Annotated in this window: 15 protein-coding genes; 7 read left to right on the forward strand and 8 right to left on the reverse strand. The window is 46.4% G+C overall.

The features are described 5' to 3' along the window. The 5 genes from ACTIE6_RS03825 to ACTIE6_RS03845 form a co-directional block, all read left to right on the forward strand. On the forward strand, positions 1-2,886 hold a 2,886-nt coding region (locus ACTIE6_RS03825; protein ID WP_439555364.1), incomplete at its 5' end, for a SusC/RagA family TonB-linked outer membrane protein. A 39-nt stretch (positions 2,887-2,925) separates the two neighbouring features. Then, a complete protein-coding gene (locus tag ACTIE6_RS03830) occupies positions 2,926-3,888 on the forward strand; it encodes a RagB/SusD family nutrient uptake outer membrane protein (RefSeq protein WP_439555365.1) in 963 nt (320 codons plus the stop codon). 49 nt (positions 3,889-3,937) lie between these two features. Next, positions 3,938-4,339 carry a RagB/SusD family nutrient uptake outer membrane protein gene (locus ACTIE6_RS03835; RefSeq protein ID WP_439555396.1) on the forward strand — a complete coding sequence of 134 codons (402 nt, stop codon included), beginning with the start codon at positions 3,938-3,940 and terminating at the stop codon, positions 4,337-4,339. A 12-nt stretch (positions 4,340-4,351) separates the two neighbouring features. Beyond that, positions 4,352-5,281 carry a zinc-binding metallopeptidase gene (locus ACTIE6_RS03840; RefSeq protein WP_439555366.1) on the forward strand — a complete coding sequence of 310 codons (930 nt, stop codon included), beginning with the start codon at positions 4,352-4,354 and terminating at the stop codon, positions 5,279-5,281. 5 nt (positions 5,282-5,286) lie between these two features. Beyond that, positions 5,287-6,591, forward strand: a complete 1,305-nt coding sequence (locus tag ACTIE6_RS03845; protein WP_439555367.1) for a DUF4302 domain-containing protein — start codon at positions 5,287-5,289, stop codon at positions 6,589-6,591. Positions 6,592-6,673: 82 nt separating this feature from the next. Here ACTIE6_RS03845 and ACTIE6_RS03850 read toward each other — a convergent pair whose 3' ends face one another. From ACTIE6_RS03850 to ACTIE6_RS03865, 4 genes are all read right to left on the reverse strand, one after another. Then, entirely contained in the window at positions 6,674-8,044 is a 1,371-nt protein-coding gene (locus ACTIE6_RS03850) for a RagB/SusD family nutrient uptake outer membrane protein (protein ID WP_439555368.1), read from the reverse strand. A 30-nt stretch (positions 8,045-8,074) separates the two neighbouring features. Continuing rightward, positions 8,075-11,167: a SusC/RagA family TonB-linked outer membrane protein gene (locus tag ACTIE6_RS03855; RefSeq protein WP_439555369.1), complete on the reverse strand. Its 3,093-nt coding sequence runs from the start codon at positions 11,165-11,167 to the stop codon at positions 8,075-8,077. Between the two features lie 207 nt (positions 11,168-11,374). Further along, entirely contained in the window at positions 11,375-12,154 is a 780-nt protein-coding gene (locus ACTIE6_RS03860) for a glycosyltransferase family 2 protein (protein ID WP_439555370.1), read from the reverse strand. Further along, positions 12,147-13,397, reverse strand: coding sequence for a glycosyltransferase family 4 protein (locus tag ACTIE6_RS03865; RefSeq protein WP_439555371.1), 1,251 nt, complete (start codon positions 13,395-13,397; stop codon positions 12,147-12,149). The genes ACTIE6_RS03860 and ACTIE6_RS03865 overlap by 8 nt, the downstream gene beginning before the upstream one ends. Positions 13,398-13,525: 128 nt before the next feature. Between ACTIE6_RS03865 and ACTIE6_RS03870 the strand changes: the two genes are divergently transcribed. Next, entirely contained in the window at positions 13,526-14,434 is a 909-nt protein-coding gene (locus ACTIE6_RS03870) for a class I SAM-dependent methyltransferase (RefSeq protein ID WP_439555372.1), read from the forward strand. A gap of 1 nt (position 14,435) precedes the next feature. Here the strand turns inward: ACTIE6_RS03870 and ACTIE6_RS03875 are convergent, their stop codons facing one another. Further along, the gene (locus ACTIE6_RS03875; protein WP_439555373.1) at positions 14,436-14,939 is read right to left on the reverse strand and encodes an ORF6N domain-containing protein; all 504 of its coding nucleotides are present in this window, start codon (positions 14,937-14,939) and stop codon (positions 14,436-14,438) included. A 127-nt stretch (positions 14,940-15,066) separates the two neighbouring features. On the opposite strand from ACTIE6_RS03875, the gene ACTIE6_RS03880 reads away from it, so the two are divergent. Next, on the forward strand, positions 15,067-16,332 hold the full coding sequence (locus ACTIE6_RS03880) for a nucleotide sugar dehydrogenase (RefSeq protein ID WP_439555374.1): 1,266 nt from the start codon (positions 15,067-15,069) through the stop codon (positions 16,330-16,332). Positions 16,333-16,338: 6 nt separating this feature from the next. On the opposite strand, the gene ACTIE6_RS03885 is transcribed toward ACTIE6_RS03880, so the two are convergent. From ACTIE6_RS03885 to ACTIE6_RS03895, 3 genes are read right to left on the reverse strand one after another with little or no spacing between them, the layout of a single operon-like run. Then, entirely contained in the window at positions 16,339-17,145 is an 807-nt protein-coding gene (locus ACTIE6_RS03885; RefSeq protein ID WP_439555375.1) for an FkbM family methyltransferase, read from the reverse strand. A gap of 10 nt (positions 17,146-17,155) precedes the next feature. After that, on the reverse strand, positions 17,156-18,058 hold the full coding sequence (locus tag ACTIE6_RS03890) for a glycosyltransferase (RefSeq protein WP_439555376.1): 903 nt from the start codon (positions 18,056-18,058) through the stop codon (positions 17,156-17,158). Further along, positions 18,058-18,672, reverse strand: coding sequence for a class I SAM-dependent methyltransferase (locus ACTIE6_RS03895; RefSeq protein WP_439555377.1), 615 nt, complete (start codon positions 18,670-18,672; stop codon positions 18,058-18,060). The genes ACTIE6_RS03890 and ACTIE6_RS03895 overlap by 1 nt, the downstream gene beginning before the upstream one ends. Positions 18,673-18,732: the final 60 nt, after the last annotated feature.

An 18,732-nucleotide genomic window follows, 5' to 3' on the forward strand; every position in this document is an offset into this window, starting at 1 on the left:
CGGGCTGCGGGAGTGTCCATTCAAAACGTTTCAGGTACTTTCGGGGCAGCGCCTAAGATCAGGATCCGCGGCGCCACTTCTTTGAATGGGGATAACAAGCCACTTTGGGTAATTGACGGAGTTGTTCAGGAGGATATTGTAAATATTTCAAATGACCAGCTTTCCAGCGGCGATCCTACTACCTTGCTCGGATCGGCCGTGGCCGGACTTAACCCCAACGATATTGAAACCTTCGATATCCTGAAAGATGCTGCTGCGGCTGCATTGTACGGAGCCCGCGCGATGAACGGGGTAATCGTGATCACAACCAAAAAGGGAAAAAGCGGGAAGCCGGTAATTACCTATTCGGGTAATTTCAGCACGCAGCTTACACCTTCCTACCGCAATTTTAACATCATGAATTCTGCCCAGCAAATGTCAGTTCTGGGTGAATTGGAACGGAAAGGGTACCTGAATTCGGACATTCTTTCCAAGCCTGATTTTGGTGTTTATGGAAAATATTACAACTCGCTCAATGGAGACATTGAAGGTAATTTCCCGATTCCAAATACGCAGGAAGCCAAGAAGAATTACCTGATGCGCTACGCAAAAGCAAATACTGACTGGTTTGATGTACTCTTCAAGCAGAATTTCATCCACGAACATTCGCTCAGCGTTTCATTTGGAACAGATAAGTCAAGTTCCTATGCATCGGTAAGTTACCTGGATGATAATGGGTGGACCATCGCCGATAAGGTGAAACGCTACACATTGAATTTTAACAATACGTACCAGCTTTCCGACCGCCTCAGTGTGGGCCTCACTACCCTTGCTTCCGTAAGAAGGCAGCAGGCACCCGGCTCGCTAAGCCGCAGAAGTAACCCCGTGGAAGGTAAGTTTGACAGGGACTTTGATATCAATCCATTCAGTTACGCATTGAATACCAGCCGAACTTTGACTGCTTACGATGAGAATGGCGATCTGGAATACTTTCGCAGAAACTTCGCGCCATTTAACATTGTATCCGAGCTGGCCAATAACCGGATTAACCTGAACCTGGCGGATATCAAACTTCAGGGAAACCTTTCTTACAAGCTTACAGACCATATCAGCTACGATTTCCTGGGTGCATTGCGCTACATTCAAACGGGCCGCGAGCATATTATCACCGAACATAGCAATATGGCGAATGCGTACCGCGCTGCTGATAATTCCACCATTGCCCTGGCTAACAAATACCTGTATACCGATCCCGATGTGCCCAATGCTTATCCGGTAATCGTGTTGCCAAGCGGGGGTTTTTACAACCGGAATGAAGATCAGATGCTGTTTTATAACATCCGGAACAATTTCAGGTTCAACAAAATGTTCGCGGAAAGGCACCAGATTGATCTGCTCGCCGGTCAGGAAATCAAATACACCAACCGCCAGAATTCGAATAACACAGGATATGGGTTTCAGTACGACCAGGGAGGAACTCCATTCGTGGACTACCGGATTTTGAAACAAACCATTGAAACAAACTTCCAGTACTACGGAATGCGCATGGATTATGAACGTTTTGCTGCATTCTACGGAAGTGCCGGGTACACGCTCGACGATAAATACAACTTCACCGGATATATCCGCTACGACGGTTCCAATGGTTTTGGTAAATCGGCAATCGCGCGCTGGCTGCCGACTTATACGATTGCAGGTTCGTGGAATTTTGATCGTGAAAACTTCATCAAAGGTTTCAAATGGCTAAGTATGGGTAGGTTGCGGGCCAGCTACGGACTTTCTGCTGATACCGGGCCGGCTACGAACTCCGCTGTTTTGTTCCAAAGTATAATCACGAGGCGCCCCTTTGCGGATGAAAAGGAATCGGCTATTGCATTGTCTTCACTTGAAAACACCGAGTTGACCTGGGAAAAATTGTACAGCGGGAATGTCGGGCTTGATCTGGGTTTGTTTGCCAACCGCGTGAACCTGACTGTTGATGGTTATATCCGCAACAGCTTTGATCTGATTGACGAGATAAAAACTTCGGGTATCGGCGGACAGATTTACAAAGTGGCCAACTATGCGGATATGCAGTCTTACGGCGTTGATTTTTCACTCGACGGTGTTTTGTATAAAACCAAAGACTGGGATTTCAGATCACGGATTACTGTGGGTTATGCCAAAACGCACATTACCAATGTTGATAACTCGCCCGGCATTTTTGATTTGGTAAAAGCAGAAGGTGCTAATGTAAAAGGCCGCCCGGTGAGAAGTCTTTTCTCCATTGATTACCGCGCATTAAACCCGAAATCCGGTGTGCCAATCTTTGTAAATGAAAATGGGGAAGTCAATTCTGATGTTTACCTGCAGGATCAGAATGTATCCTATCTGAAATATGAAGGTCCGGTTGATCCACCTGTGACGGGCGGGTTCAACAATACACTTACGTATAAAGACATTTCCCTCAATGTATTTTTAACCTACCAGTACGGTAACAAGATTCGTCTGAATCCATTGTATAAGAACGCCTTCAGCGACCTTGATGCAATGCCCAGAGAATTTCTCGATCGCTGGCTGATCCCGGGTGAAGAAGGTGTGACTCCGGTCGCGTCAATTCCCGACAAGCTGGAAGCCCAGTATCTTGCAGGAACTTATCCATATAATATTTACAATTACTCAACCGAACGCGTAGCAAAAGGCGATTTCATTAGGTTAAAATCGGTTTCTCTATCCTATAAAGTTCCCGTTTCCGTGGCTGGCAGATATGGTCTGAAAGGAGCAAGTATCCAGCTGTCGTCGATCAATCCCTGGTTGATTTATGCCGACAAGAAGCTAAAAGGACAGGATCCGGAATTCTTTAACTCAGGAGGAGTTGCCCAGCCTATTCAAAAGCAGTTTACAGTTGCATTGAAACTGACATTGTAACGGGACTTAGAATAAGATTTTTGATTCAAGATATTTCATATGAGCACATACAGACATTTAAAATACCTGAGCCTCGTCTTGCTGATAATCATTTCTACCGGTTGCGAAGACTTCCTTTCTACCGAGCCGGACAGCACGCGCGCATTGATCAATACGCCAAAGCAAGTGTCGCAACTGCTTACTACCGCCTATCCGCAAGGTGGCTATGTGTTGTTTGCAGAAACAATGAGCGATAATGTAATTGATAAGGGAACCGGCCAGGATGACAAGGTTAATCGGTTTTCGTTCCTGTTTGAAGAGGTGGAAGCAACCGTTGATGATCAGGATTCACCGGATCAATACTGGGCAGAATGTTACCGAGCAATTTCCGTAGCAAACCAGGCACTTGACATTATCAGCAAGGCTGAAAACCCGCAAGAGTACAGCGCGCAAAAAGGGGAGGCGCTGGTTGCACGTGCTTACGCGCATTTCATGCTGGTAAACTTTTTCAGCAAATTTTACGATCCTGCCCAACCAAATACCGATCCCGGGATTCCTTATGTTACCGAGCCTGAGCGCGTGGTTTTGAAGCAATACGAGCGAAAAACGGTGGCTTATGTTTACGAAATGGTTGAAAAAGATTTGCTGGAAGGATTGCCGCTGCTCAGCGACGGGTCCTATACAGTACCTAAGTATCATTTCAACCGTGCTGCTGCCAATGCGTTTGCAAGCCGGTTCTATCTTTTCAGAAAAGACTACCAAAAAGTAGTTCAATATGCCAATGCAGCATTTCCGGGTGGAAATATTGGTGAGAATCTGCGGCCGTGGAATACGACTTACGAAGGCTTATCTCCCGCCGAGCTGTACAACACCTATTCCCGTGCTAACCAGAATGCGAATTTGCTGCTGGCAGAAACTTCGTCTTTATATGGCAGGTACGTAGCCCGATATCGCTATGGTATGAATTTCAGGAAGTGGGAGGAAGTTTCGGCAGGAGAATTATCTGATCCCGAAGCTGAATGAATATTTTGTACGTGAATCCGTAAATGCAGAAATTGGCTTGCCTTATGTGATGCTGCCATTATTTACAGCAGAAGAAGTTTTATTCAACAAAATAGAGGCAAATGCGTACCTCAATAATACGAACGAGTGTATTGCCGACCTGAACCTTTTTGTAAGCAAGCGGGTGTCCAACTACGATCCTTCTTCGCACACGGTAACAGCCGTAAGAATGCGCAATTTCTTCAATGTGACCTCCACGCGTTCGGCGATTGTAAACACGGTACTTGCTTTTAAAAGGGTTGAATTTGTACAGGAAGGAATGAGGTGGTTTGATTTGCAACGTTATGCGATACCTGTGGAGCACGAAACCTTCTCAGGACAGGTGATTTCAGTTGCCGGAAATGATCCGAGGAGAATTTTGCAAATCCCTCAATCGGCAACTTTGGCAGGTTTAGAACAGAATAGCAGATAATTGACAGATACGATGATCACAAAAGTATTATCAAAAATATCCCTGGCCGGAATGCTGGCGCTCAGTACACTGCTGACCTCCTGTAAAGAAGAGGAAATCGGCGAAGTGGAAAATATTCCCGGACTCGGCGGTGACGAATGGGTTCAAGGGCCGGTGGACAAGTGGATACTGGATAGTCTCACCACACCTTACAATATCTCTGCGAAGTATAAATGGGACCAGTTTGAATTTGGTAACATCACCAAAACGCTCGTGCCGCCCGACGAAGCCCAGGTAGTTCCGCTGCTGAGCACAATCAAGAAAGCGTGGACGGTACCTTACGTTCAGGAAGCAGGTAAAGTGTTTTATAACCGCTTTTCTCCAAAATTTTTCATTTTGTCGGGCAGTAATGAGTACAATGCAGAAGGCTCGATTACGCTTGGTACCGCGGAAGGTGGCCGGAAAGTTGTTTTATTCGGTGTTAATCTTTTTAAAATAAAGGGAATGCAGGGGTACAATGCAGCGAGAGATTCATCTTTTGTGAAAGACTGGTTCCTGCATACGATCCACCACGAATTTGGTCACATTCTCCACCAGACTGTACTTTATCCCGTAGAGTACCGCAATATTACCAAGTCGCTGTATCAGGGCGGTAACTGGATCAACTGGTCGGATGCAGATGCGCGGCGTGACGGGTTTGTTACTGCTTACAGCTCTCTTAATTTTGATGAGGATTTTGTAGAAATGATCGCGATGATGCTCACGGAAGGAAAGGCAGGTTTCGACAAGATCGTGAACTCCATTCCTGAAGGAACAAGTCCGCATGGCGTGACCAAAGCACAGGCGCAGGCTTCGCTCAGGCAGAAGGAAGCAATTGTGGTGGCATATTATAAGAATACCTGGAATATAGACTTTTACAGCCTGCAAAAAAGGGTACGTGGGTCGATGAACCAACTTTTTTAGGATTGATGAAAAAAATCGTTTTATATCTTCTGGTTGCGTCGGCAGGCCTTTTTTCCTGCGAGAACAGCGACGATACATTGTTTGAAGAATCAGCCGACACACGTCTGAATGCAGCCCTGGCTTCCTATCAGAAAAAGCTGGTGGAAGCACCTTATGGTTGGAATGCGGTGATCTACCCGGCGGGTGGCGGCAGTTATGGATTTTATTTCAAATTCAACGATCAGAACAGGGTAGTGATGTATTCGGACTTTTCCGCTGCCTCTGCTGGAACTTCCAAGGAAAGCAGCTACCGGCTGAAAGCAATGCAAACGCCTTCGCTGATTTTCGATACCTACTCCTACCTGCATGTTCTGGCTGATCCGGATCCGGATGTAAATGGCGGCAACGTTGGGGAAGGTTTGCAGTCTGACTTTGAGTTCAGCATTTTCCCGGACTCGCTGGGGGAGGATCGGGTTGCATTTGTAGGTCGCAAAAACCAGAGCAGGCTGGTGCTTACCAAAGCTACGCAAGCTCAGGCCACAGCCTATACCAATGGAGATCTTGCCAAAGCATTGCTTTTCAATAATATTTCTAAGTATCAGGCTTACTTCAAGAGGATTACAGTGGGGAATGTCACTTACGAGGTGACCCCCAATTTGAAAGCACGCACCATTAAGCTAACCTGGCTGAACGGTAATACGCCAAAGAATTTTACGACCGGCTATTATTTCAGCGGGGCCAATCTTGTCTTCCTTAATCCGCTTGTAAATGGATCACAGACGATTAATGGATTCAGCAATTTCAGCTGGACGGAAAATGCGGTTCAGTTAAAGTTTAATGCAGCAGGAGTGGCCACGACGGTACAAAGTGCAATCAAACCAATTTCAGTTGACCTTGCAGCTGCCAGAAGATGGTGGCAGGAGCCGATCGAGTCAGGCGGTGACTGGCGGACCAGAGATGTTTTTCATGTCAACGGCGTAGATGACGCACTCGGAGTCGCAAATGTAAAGAGTGGAGAAGGTGAATATGCATTCTACATTTACCAGCCTGGCGTTGACAGCAGAATTGATGCTTTCGCTCCTGTTTTCTTTGATGGAGAAAAATACTATCTTGATTACTATCACTTTCCGGAAAAGCCCACGTTTACCGCAGATGGTAGGGTAATATTCAAACCTTTTGCAACAACAGGAACTATACCCGCAAACGGCCCGGTAGCCAAGTCAGCTGAATTGTTATACGAACCAAATGGATTCTATCTCATTCAAACCTCAACAACAACTTATGACATGGTGAGCGCAAAGGATGCAAAAGCCTGGGTCAGCTGGGAGTAGAATACCATCTGGTAATAAGAACCAACAAAAAAGCACTTCATAATGAAGTGCTTTTTTGTTGGTCAGCCTGGTTCACTTGGAATCAATATCCTTCGTTCTGAACCAGCTTTTTATTTACATCAATTTCACGCTGAGGAAGCGGCAGGATCAGCCTGGGCGAGTTGTAGGGTAGTGTGCCTACATTGCCTTTGGTACGTTTGATATCGTGCAGCATGTGGCCTTCAAATGCAAGTTCCAGGTGTCGCTCCTTCAAGATCGCAGGCAAAGTCAATGCTGTAAGATCTTTGATACCCGCACGTTTGCGAATGCGGTTGATATCAGCAAGCGGCGTTGCGCCCACAGCTGTTCCAAGACGGAAATTCGCTTCTGCACGTGTCAGGTACATTTCTGCCGAACGAAATTGCAGTACATTGCCAAACTGATCAATGTGCTTCTGCGTATAAGTATTAATGGAACTTACAAAAAACTGACCACGCACATCGCCTGCTTCATACAGGTTACGGTGCCGGGGCAGAATCCTGATATCACCACGACCGGAGCTGCCTGTGATATCGTCGATCGTAGCGCCAAAGTAGGTATTCAGATCATTTACTCCGTCTTGCTGCGTTACAATCATCGAGAAGATGTACTCTCTTGGGTTTGCTCCGCCATTCCTCAGGAAAGTGTAGAACAAGGTAGTAAAATCAGTCGCCAGCGGATATTCACCTGACTCAATCACTTCATTTGCTTCGTCGCGCGCCTTTGCAAATTCGGATTGCATTAAATATACGCGGGAAAGCTGGGCTGACGCCGCATATTTATTGGCGTAAATAGTGTTACCCTCAGGCAGGAGCGACTTAGCCGCATTCAGATCTTCCAGGACCTGCTGGTAAACTTCCGCAACGGAATTCCGCGCCACCTGATCAGCTTCTGTTACCACGCGTGTTGGTTTGAGTACAATCGGAACACCGGGGTTTTGCGTTGCGTCTCCATCACCCCAGGCTCTTGCAAATAACCTTACCAGGTCGAAATAAACTGAGCCGCGGATAAACCTGGCTTCTCCTTCGATGCGCGCGCGCTTGTCTTCGTCTACGATTTCCAATGCAGAAAGCACATTGTTACACCTGTTGATCGCGATATAGGAATCGCGCCATGTAGCCAATGAGGTTACATTCTGGGTGGTAATTTGCTTGTTGTACATTTCAAGCAAATTCTGGAAAGTTCCACCAAAACCCAGCTCATCGCTGTTGCCCAGCAATTCGGAAGAATACTGGAATGCACCACCGTAAACATCAGGATCCTGCAATGCATCATAGGCACCGATCAGCGTCACCTCTACGTCACGGGAAGTACTTAGTGCAGCTTCTTCGTCAATACTTTGGGTTGGTGCTACGTCAAGTTTGTTGTCACAGGCTGTCAGTAGAAAAGATCCTGCGGCAAAAACCAGGGAGTATATATATGTTCTTTTTTTCATAATTCAGATGAATTGATAAGCTGAATGCGATTAAAAACCGACGTTGATACCAAACATGATCGTGCGCGGCTGTGGGGCTGTATAGAAGTCATTTCCCAGCGCAAATTTCGTATCTGCCTCAGCCAAATCGTCCGTATTCACTTCGGGATCCCAGCCTTTGTAGTTGGTAAATGTGGCTAGGTTTAACGCTGACACGTAAACGCGGATACGCTCCATTTTGATTTTGCTTGTAATGCTCGAAGGCAGGTTGTAACCCAATGTCACCGAGCGCAGGCGCAGGTAAGATCCGTCAAGAATGTAGCGGGTAGATGCCTGGTTTCCGTTTCCGCGATAAAAACGTGCCTCCGGAACATTCGTGTTCGGGTTTTCAGGAGTCCATGCATTCATCTGGTCAGCAGTCTGGTTGTCCTCATAAATTCCGTTTGCAGAAGAATACTGGCCTACTCCGTAGAAATTGATCTTGTTACCGGCAACTCCGTTGAAGAAGATGTTCAGGTCCAGCCCTTTGAAAGAGAAAGTATTGGTAATACCACCTACAATTTTAGGGTTTGGACTTCCCGCTGCAATCCTCTGTGCACTATTATATCCGTTGTTGGTAACTGTACCGCGTGGGTCATTTTCCGTGTTTTTGTAAAAAAGCGCATCACCGTTCGCAGGATCAACACCGGCATATTCCACTGTATAGAAAACACCAACCGGCTGACCTTCCATGACACGGTTCATGTTGCGGATACCGCCTTCGATAATCTGTCCCTGAATGTCAGTAACCTTGTTTTGGTTGGTCGCAAAATTGAGCGAAGTGTTCCATTTGAACTTGCCGATCAGGTTCTGTGTGTTCAGTACAAATTCAAAACCTTTATTTTGCAGCTTGCCTACGTTGGCCACTTTGGTAGAGAAACCGGTTGTTGCAGGAACGTTCACTGCAAGCAATAATCCTGTGGTTTTCTTTTCGTAATAGTCAATCTCCCCATTGATCCGATTGTTGAAAATACCAAAGTCAAGACCAATATCAGCTTGTCTGGTAGTTTCCCACCTCAGGTCAGGGTTTGCCAGCTGTGAAGGACGCTGTCCGGCTGCTCCGGCATAACCCGCATCTCCCGAAAACAAGCCTAGTTGCGGGAAATCACCAATCTCGGAGTTACCCGTTGAACCGTAACTTCCTCTTAGTTTCAGGAAGCTAAGTGTCGCATTGTCTTTCAGGAAGTTTTCTTCTGTAAGCACCCAGCCCGCAGAGACAGACGGGAAAAATCCATAGCGTGAATTCGCACCGAACCGGGAAGAGCCATCGATTCTTGCGCTGGCCGAAAGCAGGTACTTGTCAGAAAACTTGTAATTTACCCGCAGGAAGTAGGAAAGGAAACGGTAGTTGGTTTCAGACGAACCCCCTCCTGATTTAGTAGCAGCACTTGCGATCTTTTTGTATGAATTGGAAGGAAATTGGGTTCCTTCAACAAAATTCTCCCGGCTTTGCGACTGCTGGTAAGACATACCCAATGTACCATCAAAAGTATGGTTGTTAACCACTCTCTCGTATGAGAAGAAGTTGTTGGTATTATAGTTGGTGATAAACGTTGCAAAATTCTCTCCCAACCCGGCTACCGCTGTACTTACATTCCTGATGTTCTGGGTTTGATAATAACTCTCTTCATTCTGGTTCAAAATGTCAATCCCCAGCTCGCTTCTGAATCTCAGGCCAGGTACCAGATTGATCTGCGCGTATGCATTCGTCAGGTTCCTGGAAGTAGTAGCAACGAAGCTCGCATATTTGATGGAGATCATCGGATTGAAATAGAGCGGCACACCAACTTCTCCCGGAGGGGTACCCGTAGGCAAGCCGGTTTCAGGATCATTGAATGGTGTCAATGGCGTCAATGCCGCCATTTGCAATGGGTTAGAGAATGCATTGTCACCCGGCAGACGTTTGTTAACTGTTCTTGCCAAACCCATTGAAAGTCCAACCTGCAACCATTTGTAAGCCTGGTGGTCAAGATTGATGCGACCTGAAAGGCGATCGAGCTTGTTTCCGATGATCGTTCCTTTTTGATCCAGGTACTGGCCGGAGATGAAGAATTTTGTTTTTTCATTACCTCCGTTCATTTGAAAGTCGAGCTGCTGCTGAGGGCCTTTCTGAAAAGCCTGGTCCTGCCACAGGTACTCTTTCTGATCCGGTGTTCCATAGGTACCAAGGCTGTAAGTATCCAGGAAACCACCTTCGCCCAGCATGTATTGCGTGTACGAATCAGGATCATTCGGGTCCACGCCGTCAATGCGGTCGCGGTTATTCGCCGCCATTGTATAAAACTTTACATATTGTTCCGCATTCAGGAAGTCGACCCGGCGGGTAGCTTCCGAAGAGCCGAGCTGGTAATTAACACTTACATTGGTTTTCCCGGCTTTCCCTCTTTTGGTTGTGATCAGTACCACGCCATTTGCTGCGCGTGAACCGTAAATAGCCCCCGCAGAAGCGTCTTTCAGGATTTCAATGGATTCAATGTCGTTGGAGTTGAAGTCTGCGAGCGGGTTCGTTGCTCCACCCGTGCTGTTGCTCACATCGGAGGTTGTTACCGGCATTCCGTCAATCACATAAAGTGGCTGGCTGCTCGCGCTGATGGACGAATTTCCACGCACACGCACATTGATCGCCTGTCCAAGCTTCCCTGTTCCGCTGTTCACATATACACCTGCCGCTCTTCCCTGCAATGCCGCGTCAACACTCGCCACAGGCATATTCTGGATCTCTGTACCTTTTACCTGGGCAATATTTCCCGTCACATCACGCTTGATCTGTGAACCGAAACCAGTAACAACTACCTCGCTTAAATTGCGGCTATCGCTTACCAGCTTCACGTCGATCACACTTTGGTTACCAACAGCGATCTCCTGTGAGGTCATTCCCACAAAGCTGAAAATCAGAATAGATGAAGAATTTGGGACACTAATGGAATAATCTCCCTGTGCATCGGTCTGCGTCCCGTTGGTGCTCCCTTTCACCTGTACGGACGCCCCCGGTAGTCCCGATCCGTCGTCGCTTGTTACTTTTCCTGTGACTCTAACATCTTGGCCGTTTGCTGACACCCATGCAATCACACAGAAAAAAAATGCTAATAGCAGAATTTTTTTCATAACGATAGGTTTGGTTATTTATATAATTGATAAAACAAATATATCGTTAATGTAAGTTGCACCAAATTATGTTATGAAAAATATGAGTTTTTAAGCTGGATTTGCGTATCAGGATTTTGGTAAAAAATTGGACAACAGCTAGTCAGAACCCGTTTTTTAAGCCTGATTTGCTTCAAAAGGAAAATAGGAATAAAAAAAGATTGAAGCTCACCAGTATTTGCCCCTGCGCATCGCAAAAACGGCGCCGCGCCAAAAAATGCGGAGGTGATTGAAGGTCGCCTGGATCGTTCCGAAATGTTTTTGCAAGACCAGAAACCGGTCGACGAGTGAGCGGCGGTGATTTTGCACGGAGGTACCGCCCATCAGGTACCGGCATAGAATGAAAGGCAGAAATTGTACGCGACCAGCGCGTTGAAGGCACGTAATTTCCCAATCAATATCTGCACTCAGATTGGAGATATCATAAACAGGAGCGACTTGCTTGCGAACAATAAATGCCTGGTGGCAGATCTTCATCCCCAATGCAAAATCCGTCCATTGAATGTTCTCTGGCAGGGAATGGGGTGTAAACTGACTTCTGAGGCCGTGTTCGCGGCCGCTTTCATCGACCATCATCGCGTCGCTGTAATATACATCCGCTCTGGTGGCAGTTGCCGAAAGCAGACCGGCGAGTACTTTGCTGTTGAAAATTTCATCGCCGGCATTGAGGAACCAGAGGTATTGCCCGGTGGCCAGTTCCATTCCTTTGTTCATCGCATCATAAATTCCCCGGTCTTTTTCTGAAACAATCCGGGAAATAATGGACGAGTACTGCTGGCAAATCGATAACGTACTATCTTTTGAAAGCCCGTCAATAATCAGGTATTCGATCAATGCAGGATCAGCTACTTGCGAAAGCGCTGCCTGTACGCTGCGCAATGTACGCGCTACGTACTTTTCTGCATTGTAGGTCACTGTTATGATCGTGAGAATCGGCTGGCTATCCATTCAATAATGAATTGTAAATAGCCTGGTAGCGCGACGCGATCAGGCTTTCTGAGTAATGATTAACAACTTTTTCGCGGGCCGCGGCTGACAGGTTAGAAGATACGTTCTTTTCCAGTACCCAGCTGATCCCGGCCGCAAGCGAATCGGCGGACCTTTGTTCAGCAACAAACCCATTTACGTGGTGATCGATCATTTCGGGGATCCCTCCGGTATCAAATCCAACTGCCGGAGTGCCGCAGGCCATCGCCTCCATAATCGTATTCGGCAGATTATCTTCCAGCGACGGTACCACGATCAGGTCAGCGGCATTGTAAGCATTTACCATCGTTTCGGTATCACTAATCTTACCTATATAATGAACAGGAACCGGGAAATCTGCAAAACCGGATACATCTGCTTTTCCAAAGAGCATCACTTCAATGCCATCCGAAATTAGCTGCATTCGCTCCAAAGCTTCCTTAAAATAAATGAAGCCCTTTCTTTTATCCTGAATATTTGCGCCGGTAAACAGAACCAGCTTTTTATCAGCTGGCAATCCGAAAGCATGGCGCGCTGCAAGCTTATTTACCGGCCTGAATAAGGTAGTGTCAATGCAGTTTGGAATGCAGACTGAATTGAGGTCCCGGGTAAGCGCCGCCTTTTTTGTAAGTCTGTCCAGCCACAAGCTGGGAGAGATCAGCGCAGTTTTTGCTTTTGGGTATAAAGCTTTTTTTGCTTCAAATTGTGTAAAGGAAATGTCGTAAATGTCGGGCTTTGCCAGATAGGGGCAGTATTGACAATGTGACAAAAACCTTTCGCAGCCCCGGTTGTAATGGCAGCCGCCGGTCATTGTCCACATATCATGCATGGTCCATACAATTGGTTTGTTCAATGCGAAAAGCTTTTCCAGCGATTGGAGTGAAAGGAACCCAAAGTTGATCCAATGTAAATGCAGGATATCCGCCTGCTGAACTAATGGATGCTTGCTAATATCTGCTCCTACGCCGGCCGGGGAAAATGCAAACCTGACTGACTGATCTGCTTCCTGCGGATAGAAAAGTAGCCGCTCGGCAGTGAAGCGGGCCCACATTTTTCGCAGCTCCCATTTCGAATTGCCTAATCCATAAACATTTTGCTCCTCTTTTGAAGGAAATGCAGCAAGCAGACTGGATTCGGTACCCGACTTCAATAATGCCTGATGCAAGCGGGCAGCTGCCACTCCTGCGCCTCCTTCCAAATGAAATGTACTTAAATGAAGTACCATGAAAATGAACTTTGCCGACGGTTTCCGCAGGGATGTTAATGTTTGATGGCGGTAAAATTAAACAGTTCCCCGCTTAAAAATTTTATTCGTTGATCTATCTTTATCCTGAACTAAGTAAACCGACGATAATGTCTAATGAAAAGCGCAGCCACGAGGCGCATTCGGAATGGTACGATGTCCAGTATGCGACAAAGGAGGCGAAAGACCGGGCCATTGAGCTGTGGGAGTATGATAATCAGCATAAAACCATTAACCACTGGATCCACCAGCGGATGCTTACGCTGACTGACCCTTTTGTAACTGAGCCTAAATCGTGGCTTACAGTTGGTGACGGTTATGGTTTTGATGCCAATCACTTTTACAAAAAAGGGCTGGATGTAACTGCCACCGACATTTCAGAAGCTTTTCTCCCATTATCCAGATCGCGGGGGTTTATTGAAAAATATGCTGTCGAAAATGTCGAAAAGCTCACTTTTGCTGACGGTAGTTTCGATTATATCTTTTGTAAAGAAGCCTATCATCACTTTCCGCGCCCGTATCTGGGCGTTTACGAGATGCTCCGGGTTGCACGGGAAGCGGTTATACTAGTCGAACCCCACGACCCGATTTCCAAGATGCCGCTGTTACTGGCATTGCGAAATATTTTCGATCGTTTTGATACAAATGCTTTACAAAAATATTGGAAGAACAGGTATTCGTTTGAGGAAGTTGGTAACTATGTTTTCAAGCTCTCGGAGCGTGAGATGGATAAGCTGGCCAATGGAATGGGTCTTCCGATGGTTGCATTTAAAGGCATTAACAATAACTATTATCACCCTTCATACAGCCAGGAAAAGGCAGACGATTCGTCTCCCGCTTTCAGGAAGATAAAGCGCAAGCTTGCATTTCATGATTTTCTTACAAAAGCTACCTTAATGCCCTCACAGGTACTTTGCGCCGTTATTTTCAAGCAGATTCCATCGGCTCAGGTAATGGAAGCAATGCAAACAGAGGGTTTTCAAGTCCACGTTTTTCCACCAAATCCTTACGCCAGGTAAATCATTCTCCTGGCTTGAAACCAATGGTTGCGCGTGCGGGCTGGGGCGGATCGAGCAGGTATTGCAATGCCTGATGTATATCCTCAAATTTTGTCTCCATTTCGAGTTCAATAGCTTCAATCCGCTGTCTGAGTTCGGCAGAATCCAGGTAATTTTGCCGCATTCTGACAAATGCACGCATAATCGTGATATTCACTTCCAGTGCTTTTCCGCTTTTCAACACGCTGGAAAGCATGGCGACACCTTGTTCGGTGAACGCAAAGGGTCGGTATTTGCTGTGAGTTCCCCGGCCCATTTCTAAGGTCACATTTTGTGACCTTAAAGATTGATACTCTTTCTGCGTTAGCTCGAACATGAAATCGGCAGGGAATCTGTCCATATTCCTGCGGACTGCCTGTTTCAGGGCCTTGGTTTCAATCTCGTACATTTCTGCCAGGTCATAATCGAGCATTACTTTACAGCCTCGAATAACAAAGACTTTGTTTTGAATGATTTGTAAATCCATAAACGTATTTAAGATGTTCTATACAAACAATACGTCAGTTTTTAGCTTTGGTCACAGGGTAAATTGAAATTTTTTGGTAGGTTGAAATATGCATAGTTTTATGCCCGACATTAAACATGCACACAGAATGCTTGCTGAATTTGAAGGTAAAATTGCGGTAATAGGATTAGGTTACGTAGGTCTGCCGCTGGCGATCGCATTCAGTCAGAAATATGATGTACTGGGTTACGATACCAATAGCCAGCGAATAACTGAGTTGCTTGGTGGTTATGATGTAACCAAGGAAATTTCTACAGAAGATTTAGCAAGTTCCGCTAAGCTGCGCCTTTCAGATAGTGAGCATGATCTGGCAGAATGCAGTGTTTTCATAGTAACAGTACCAACTCCGGTTGACAACAACAAAAAGCCCGATTTAAGGCAACTGCTCGCGGCAAGCAGTACCATTGCCAAATACCTCAAAAACGGCGACATCGTCGTTTATGAATCTACCGTTTACCCGGGCTGTACGGAAGAAGACTGTGTTCCGGTGCTGGCTGCAAAGAGCGGACTCAGGTATAATGTTGATTTCTTCTGTGGGTATTCTCCCGAGCGGATCAATCCGGGGGATAAAGTGCATACGTTTACCAAAATCAAGAAGGTAACCTCGGGCTCGACTCCTGCCACGGCGCATTTGGTTGATCAGCTATACAGTTCCGTGATTGAGGCGGGAACGTATCTGGCATCAAGTATCAAAGTTGCGGAAGCTTCCAAGGCGATTGAGAATGCGCAGCGCGATGTAAATATTTCCTTCGTGAATGAACTTGCATTGATATTTGACAGAATGAATATTGATACAACCGAGGTGCTTGAAGCGGCTGCGACGAAATGGAATTTTCTTAAATACAAACCCGGGCTGGTTGGCGGACATTGTATCGGAGTTGATCCTTACTACCTGGCTTACAAAGCGGAGTCGCTCGGGTATTATCCGCAAGTGATTTTATCCGGAAGGCGGGTGAATGATACAATGGGCGTGTTTGTCGCCAATAAGCTCGTAAAGCTCCTGATCAAAAAAGGTCACAAAGTGGAGGGGAGCAGGGTGTTGCTGCTTGGTATTACATTCAAGGAAAACTGCGCGGATATGCGCAATACGCGGGTTGTGGACGTATATCGGGAGCTCTCTGATTTTGGTTTGCAGATCGACATTTACGATCCCTGGGCTTCGCCGGAACAAGCGCTGTCGGAGTTCAGTATCCAGCTTGCAGCTGAGCCTGCGGGTAAATATGAAGCGGTTGTACTGGTGGTGGCTCACGACATCTATAATCAACTTGACTACAAACGATTTACCAATCCCGATTCCGTCATATTTGATTTGAAATCAGTCTTGCCGAGAGAAATGGTTGATTCCCGGCTTTAACCAGATCTATTCGCGCCAGCCAAAAATGTTCAGTTGCAGATCCATGATCTCATTGCCCCGGTACCTGTGGTTTGTAAAAGGTTTGGTGCGGTGCTGGTTGGTATCAATATAGTATCTGAACCCATTTTTCTCGAAAACCGCAATTACTGCTGCCAGATCCTGTGGATTGTTGACGTAAGAATGGAATTCGACAAATAAGTTCTGAACATGCTGCAAGTGATCCTGACAATCGTTTAAGACCTCTTTCTCTGCGCCCTCGATATCTATTTTAAGGAAGTCAATGTGCTTTTTAGCAAGTAAGTAGTCGCGCAAACGGACAGAAGCGATCTTCTTTTTTGCAGAGGTGGAGTAAATAGAAGACGAATCAGCAGACTCGCTGCCAAACCAGATCCCTTCTTCGTCGGTCCACACAGCCTTATCTACAACCTCAACATCGCCAATTGCATTTTCAGCCAGATTTTTCCGGAGTAATGCAGCTATTTCCGGCTCTGCTTCGAATGCAGTAATACTTGCCTGCGGATATAACTTTTTGAAATACAAGACACTCATACCCACATTCGCGCCGCAATCAAATATCACGGGTGCAGGGTTCGGAGTTTCGAAGTGGTAGAATTCGTCAGCGAAAATTTCCTTGTGCTGCCAAAGAAATGACATGGTATCCGGCACTGTCAGCTGGTATTTTCCGAAACTGACCTGCGTGCGCTTGTGTCTCGGACTGTTTCCATATTTAAACAACAATCCGACAAACTCCCGTCCCGCAGGTGTATGAAGTGAATTGTAAGGTTCTTTCAGCAAATAGCGAAGCCAGTACATATAAGTGGGATCAAATGCGATATTTGATCCAGTTTTTGATTTTGACAGATACCGGCAGATTGTAGTACTTCCGGAACTGGTCGATTAGCAATTCGTCAGGTTTTAAATGCGGGTCCATACGCACGTTCCCTGTTTTCAGTTCCTGCCCGTACCCGGTAGATTTGAATGTAAAATTAGTGCCGCTGCCATCTGTTCCAATGTTTTTTATTTTTGAATGGACCGGATAAAGCCCGTAAGCCTGGTTTCTGGCCTGCGCCAATGTCCATCGGATCGCCCAGGAATCGATTATGCCTTTCTGCTGCTTGATCAGCATTGGCCAGAGATCATCCCCGCCTTTGATCAGCGTTTCACGCAATGCGGCTGTTTTTTCTGGATCGGAAAAATCCTGCATTCCCCAGTCCGCTTTCTTCCATTTGTGCGCCCAGGTCCCCCAGCCCCAGGAACTCGTGCGTGGTACCAGGAACAGATCATTGCGATAAGTTTCAGGAATGGAAATGGGCGGCGTGTAGCCAGTAACAGAGAAGATATCCTGGCGCGATTCAAAAACATTCAGCGCCTTATTCATGAAATCCAGGAAGTCGGGTGTGGTAAGCATATCGTCTTCCAGTACGATTACCTTGCGATATTGTTCAATAACCTCGGTTACCCCCTTTATCACCGAAGCAGCAAGTCCCAGATTATGCTCTGACCTGATAATGGTAATTTTTTGAAAACCATTTAGCTGGTCGAGATAGGCTCTGATTTGCCGGATCGCATTCTGGTCTTCCTCCTTTTTTGGGCCGTCGGAGTAAATGAAAAGCTCACTTCGGGCCGCCAGCGTATTTGCCTGTAACGATTTCAATGTCTGTTCCAGGTGCCAGGGGCGGTTGTAGCAGAATAAAACGATGGGGGCAAGCTGGTCGGGCAGATCCATTAGTTCTTGAATGCGTCGATAATCAATGAGGTGTAGCCCAACTTTCCGCCTTTATTGCGGTCGTCATGGTCTGCGGAGCGTCTTACCATCCCGTCTTCCACGTTCCAGGGATTTTTGTGAAACTTACCGTGTTCATCGAAATATTCCAGCGGCTTCACAGTAAAACCGATCTCCTGCAGGAAGCCGGACATAAGCTGGTAATTATACAAGATCTTATGATCGTCCGCACCTTCGCCTGTCCCGCCCGGTTTTACATAATCAATATAGTCGGGGTCGGGATGATACCCGTCGGGCACAGCCACACGCAGAAAGCCGCCCGGTTTGAGGAACTGATAACAATGCAAAAATGCAAGTTTACCCTCTTCGGGTGTCAAATGCTCCCAGACGTGTTCAGCCAGGATCCTATCGATGGAGTTTTCGTCAAAATACTTCTGCCAGTCTCTTTTTTTCAACAGGTTCAATGTCTCAATATCAGAATGTATCCAGCCTTTGTAAACGGAATACATGGAACCGACCACCATATTAATGGGTTTGCTGCGGTCGTAAGTAGTGAGTTGAAACTTGCTGAAAGGCTCTTTCAGCAGGCCGGCTACTATTTTTTGTTTTAATGACATTGAAAAGCTTGAATTTAAAATTTGCCCGAAAGCTCAGGCGGCTGATAGTCAAATATAGCA

The sequence above is a fragment of the Dyadobacter sp. genome (genome assembly GCF_051859145.1).
Lineage (GTDB): Bacteria > Bacteroidota > Bacteroidia > Cytophagales > Spirosomataceae > Dyadobacter.

Excerpts from the sequence above, each read along its gene's own strand:
- ACTIE6_RS03830 (WP_439555365.1), top strand. The coding sequence starts at position 2,926 with ATGAGCACATACAGACATTTAAAATACCTGAGCCTCGTCTTGCTGATA.
- ACTIE6_RS03835 (WP_439555396.1), top strand. The coding sequence starts at position 3,938 with ATGCTGCCATTATTTACAGCAGAAGAAGTTTTATTCAACAAAATAGAG.
- ACTIE6_RS03840 (WP_439555366.1), top strand. The coding sequence starts at position 4,352 with ATGATCACAAAAGTATTATCAAAAATATCCCTGGCCGGAATGCTGGCG.
- ACTIE6_RS03845 (WP_439555367.1), top strand. The coding sequence starts at position 5,287 with ATGAAAAAAATCGTTTTATATCTTCTGGTTGCGTCGGCAGGCCTTTTT.
- ACTIE6_RS03850 (WP_439555368.1), bottom strand. The coding sequence starts at position 8,044 with ATGAAAAAAAGAACATATATATACTCCCTGGTTTTTGCCGCAGGATCT.
- ACTIE6_RS03855 (WP_439555369.1), bottom strand. The coding sequence starts at position 11,167 with ATGAAAAAAATTCTGCTATTAGCATTTTTTTTCTGTGTGATTGCATGG.
- ACTIE6_RS03860 (WP_439555370.1), bottom strand. The coding sequence starts at position 12,154 with ATGGATAGCCAGCCGATTCTCACGATCATAACAGTGACCTACAATGCA.
- ACTIE6_RS03865 (WP_439555371.1), bottom strand. The coding sequence starts at position 13,397 with ATGGTACTTCATTTAAGTACATTTCATTTGGAAGGAGGCGCAGGAGTG.
- ACTIE6_RS03870 (WP_439555372.1), top strand. The coding sequence starts at position 13,526 with ATGTCTAATGAAAAGCGCAGCCACGAGGCGCATTCGGAATGGTACGAT.
- ACTIE6_RS03875 (WP_439555373.1), bottom strand. The coding sequence starts at position 14,939 with ATGGATTTACAAATCATTCAAAACAAAGTCTTTGTTATTCGAGGCTGT.
- ACTIE6_RS03880 (WP_439555374.1), top strand. The coding sequence starts at position 15,067 with ATGCTTGCTGAATTTGAAGGTAAAATTGCGGTAATAGGATTAGGTTAC.
- ACTIE6_RS03885 (WP_439555375.1), bottom strand. The coding sequence starts at position 17,145 with ATGTACTGGCTTCGCTATTTGCTGAAAGAACCTTACAATTCACTTCAT.
- ACTIE6_RS03890 (WP_439555376.1), bottom strand. The coding sequence starts at position 18,058 with ATGGATCTGCCCGACCAGCTTGCCCCCATCGTTTTATTCTGCTACAAC.
- ACTIE6_RS03895 (WP_439555377.1), bottom strand. The coding sequence starts at position 18,672 with ATGTCATTAAAACAAAAAATAGTAGCCGGCCTGCTGAAAGAGCCTTTC.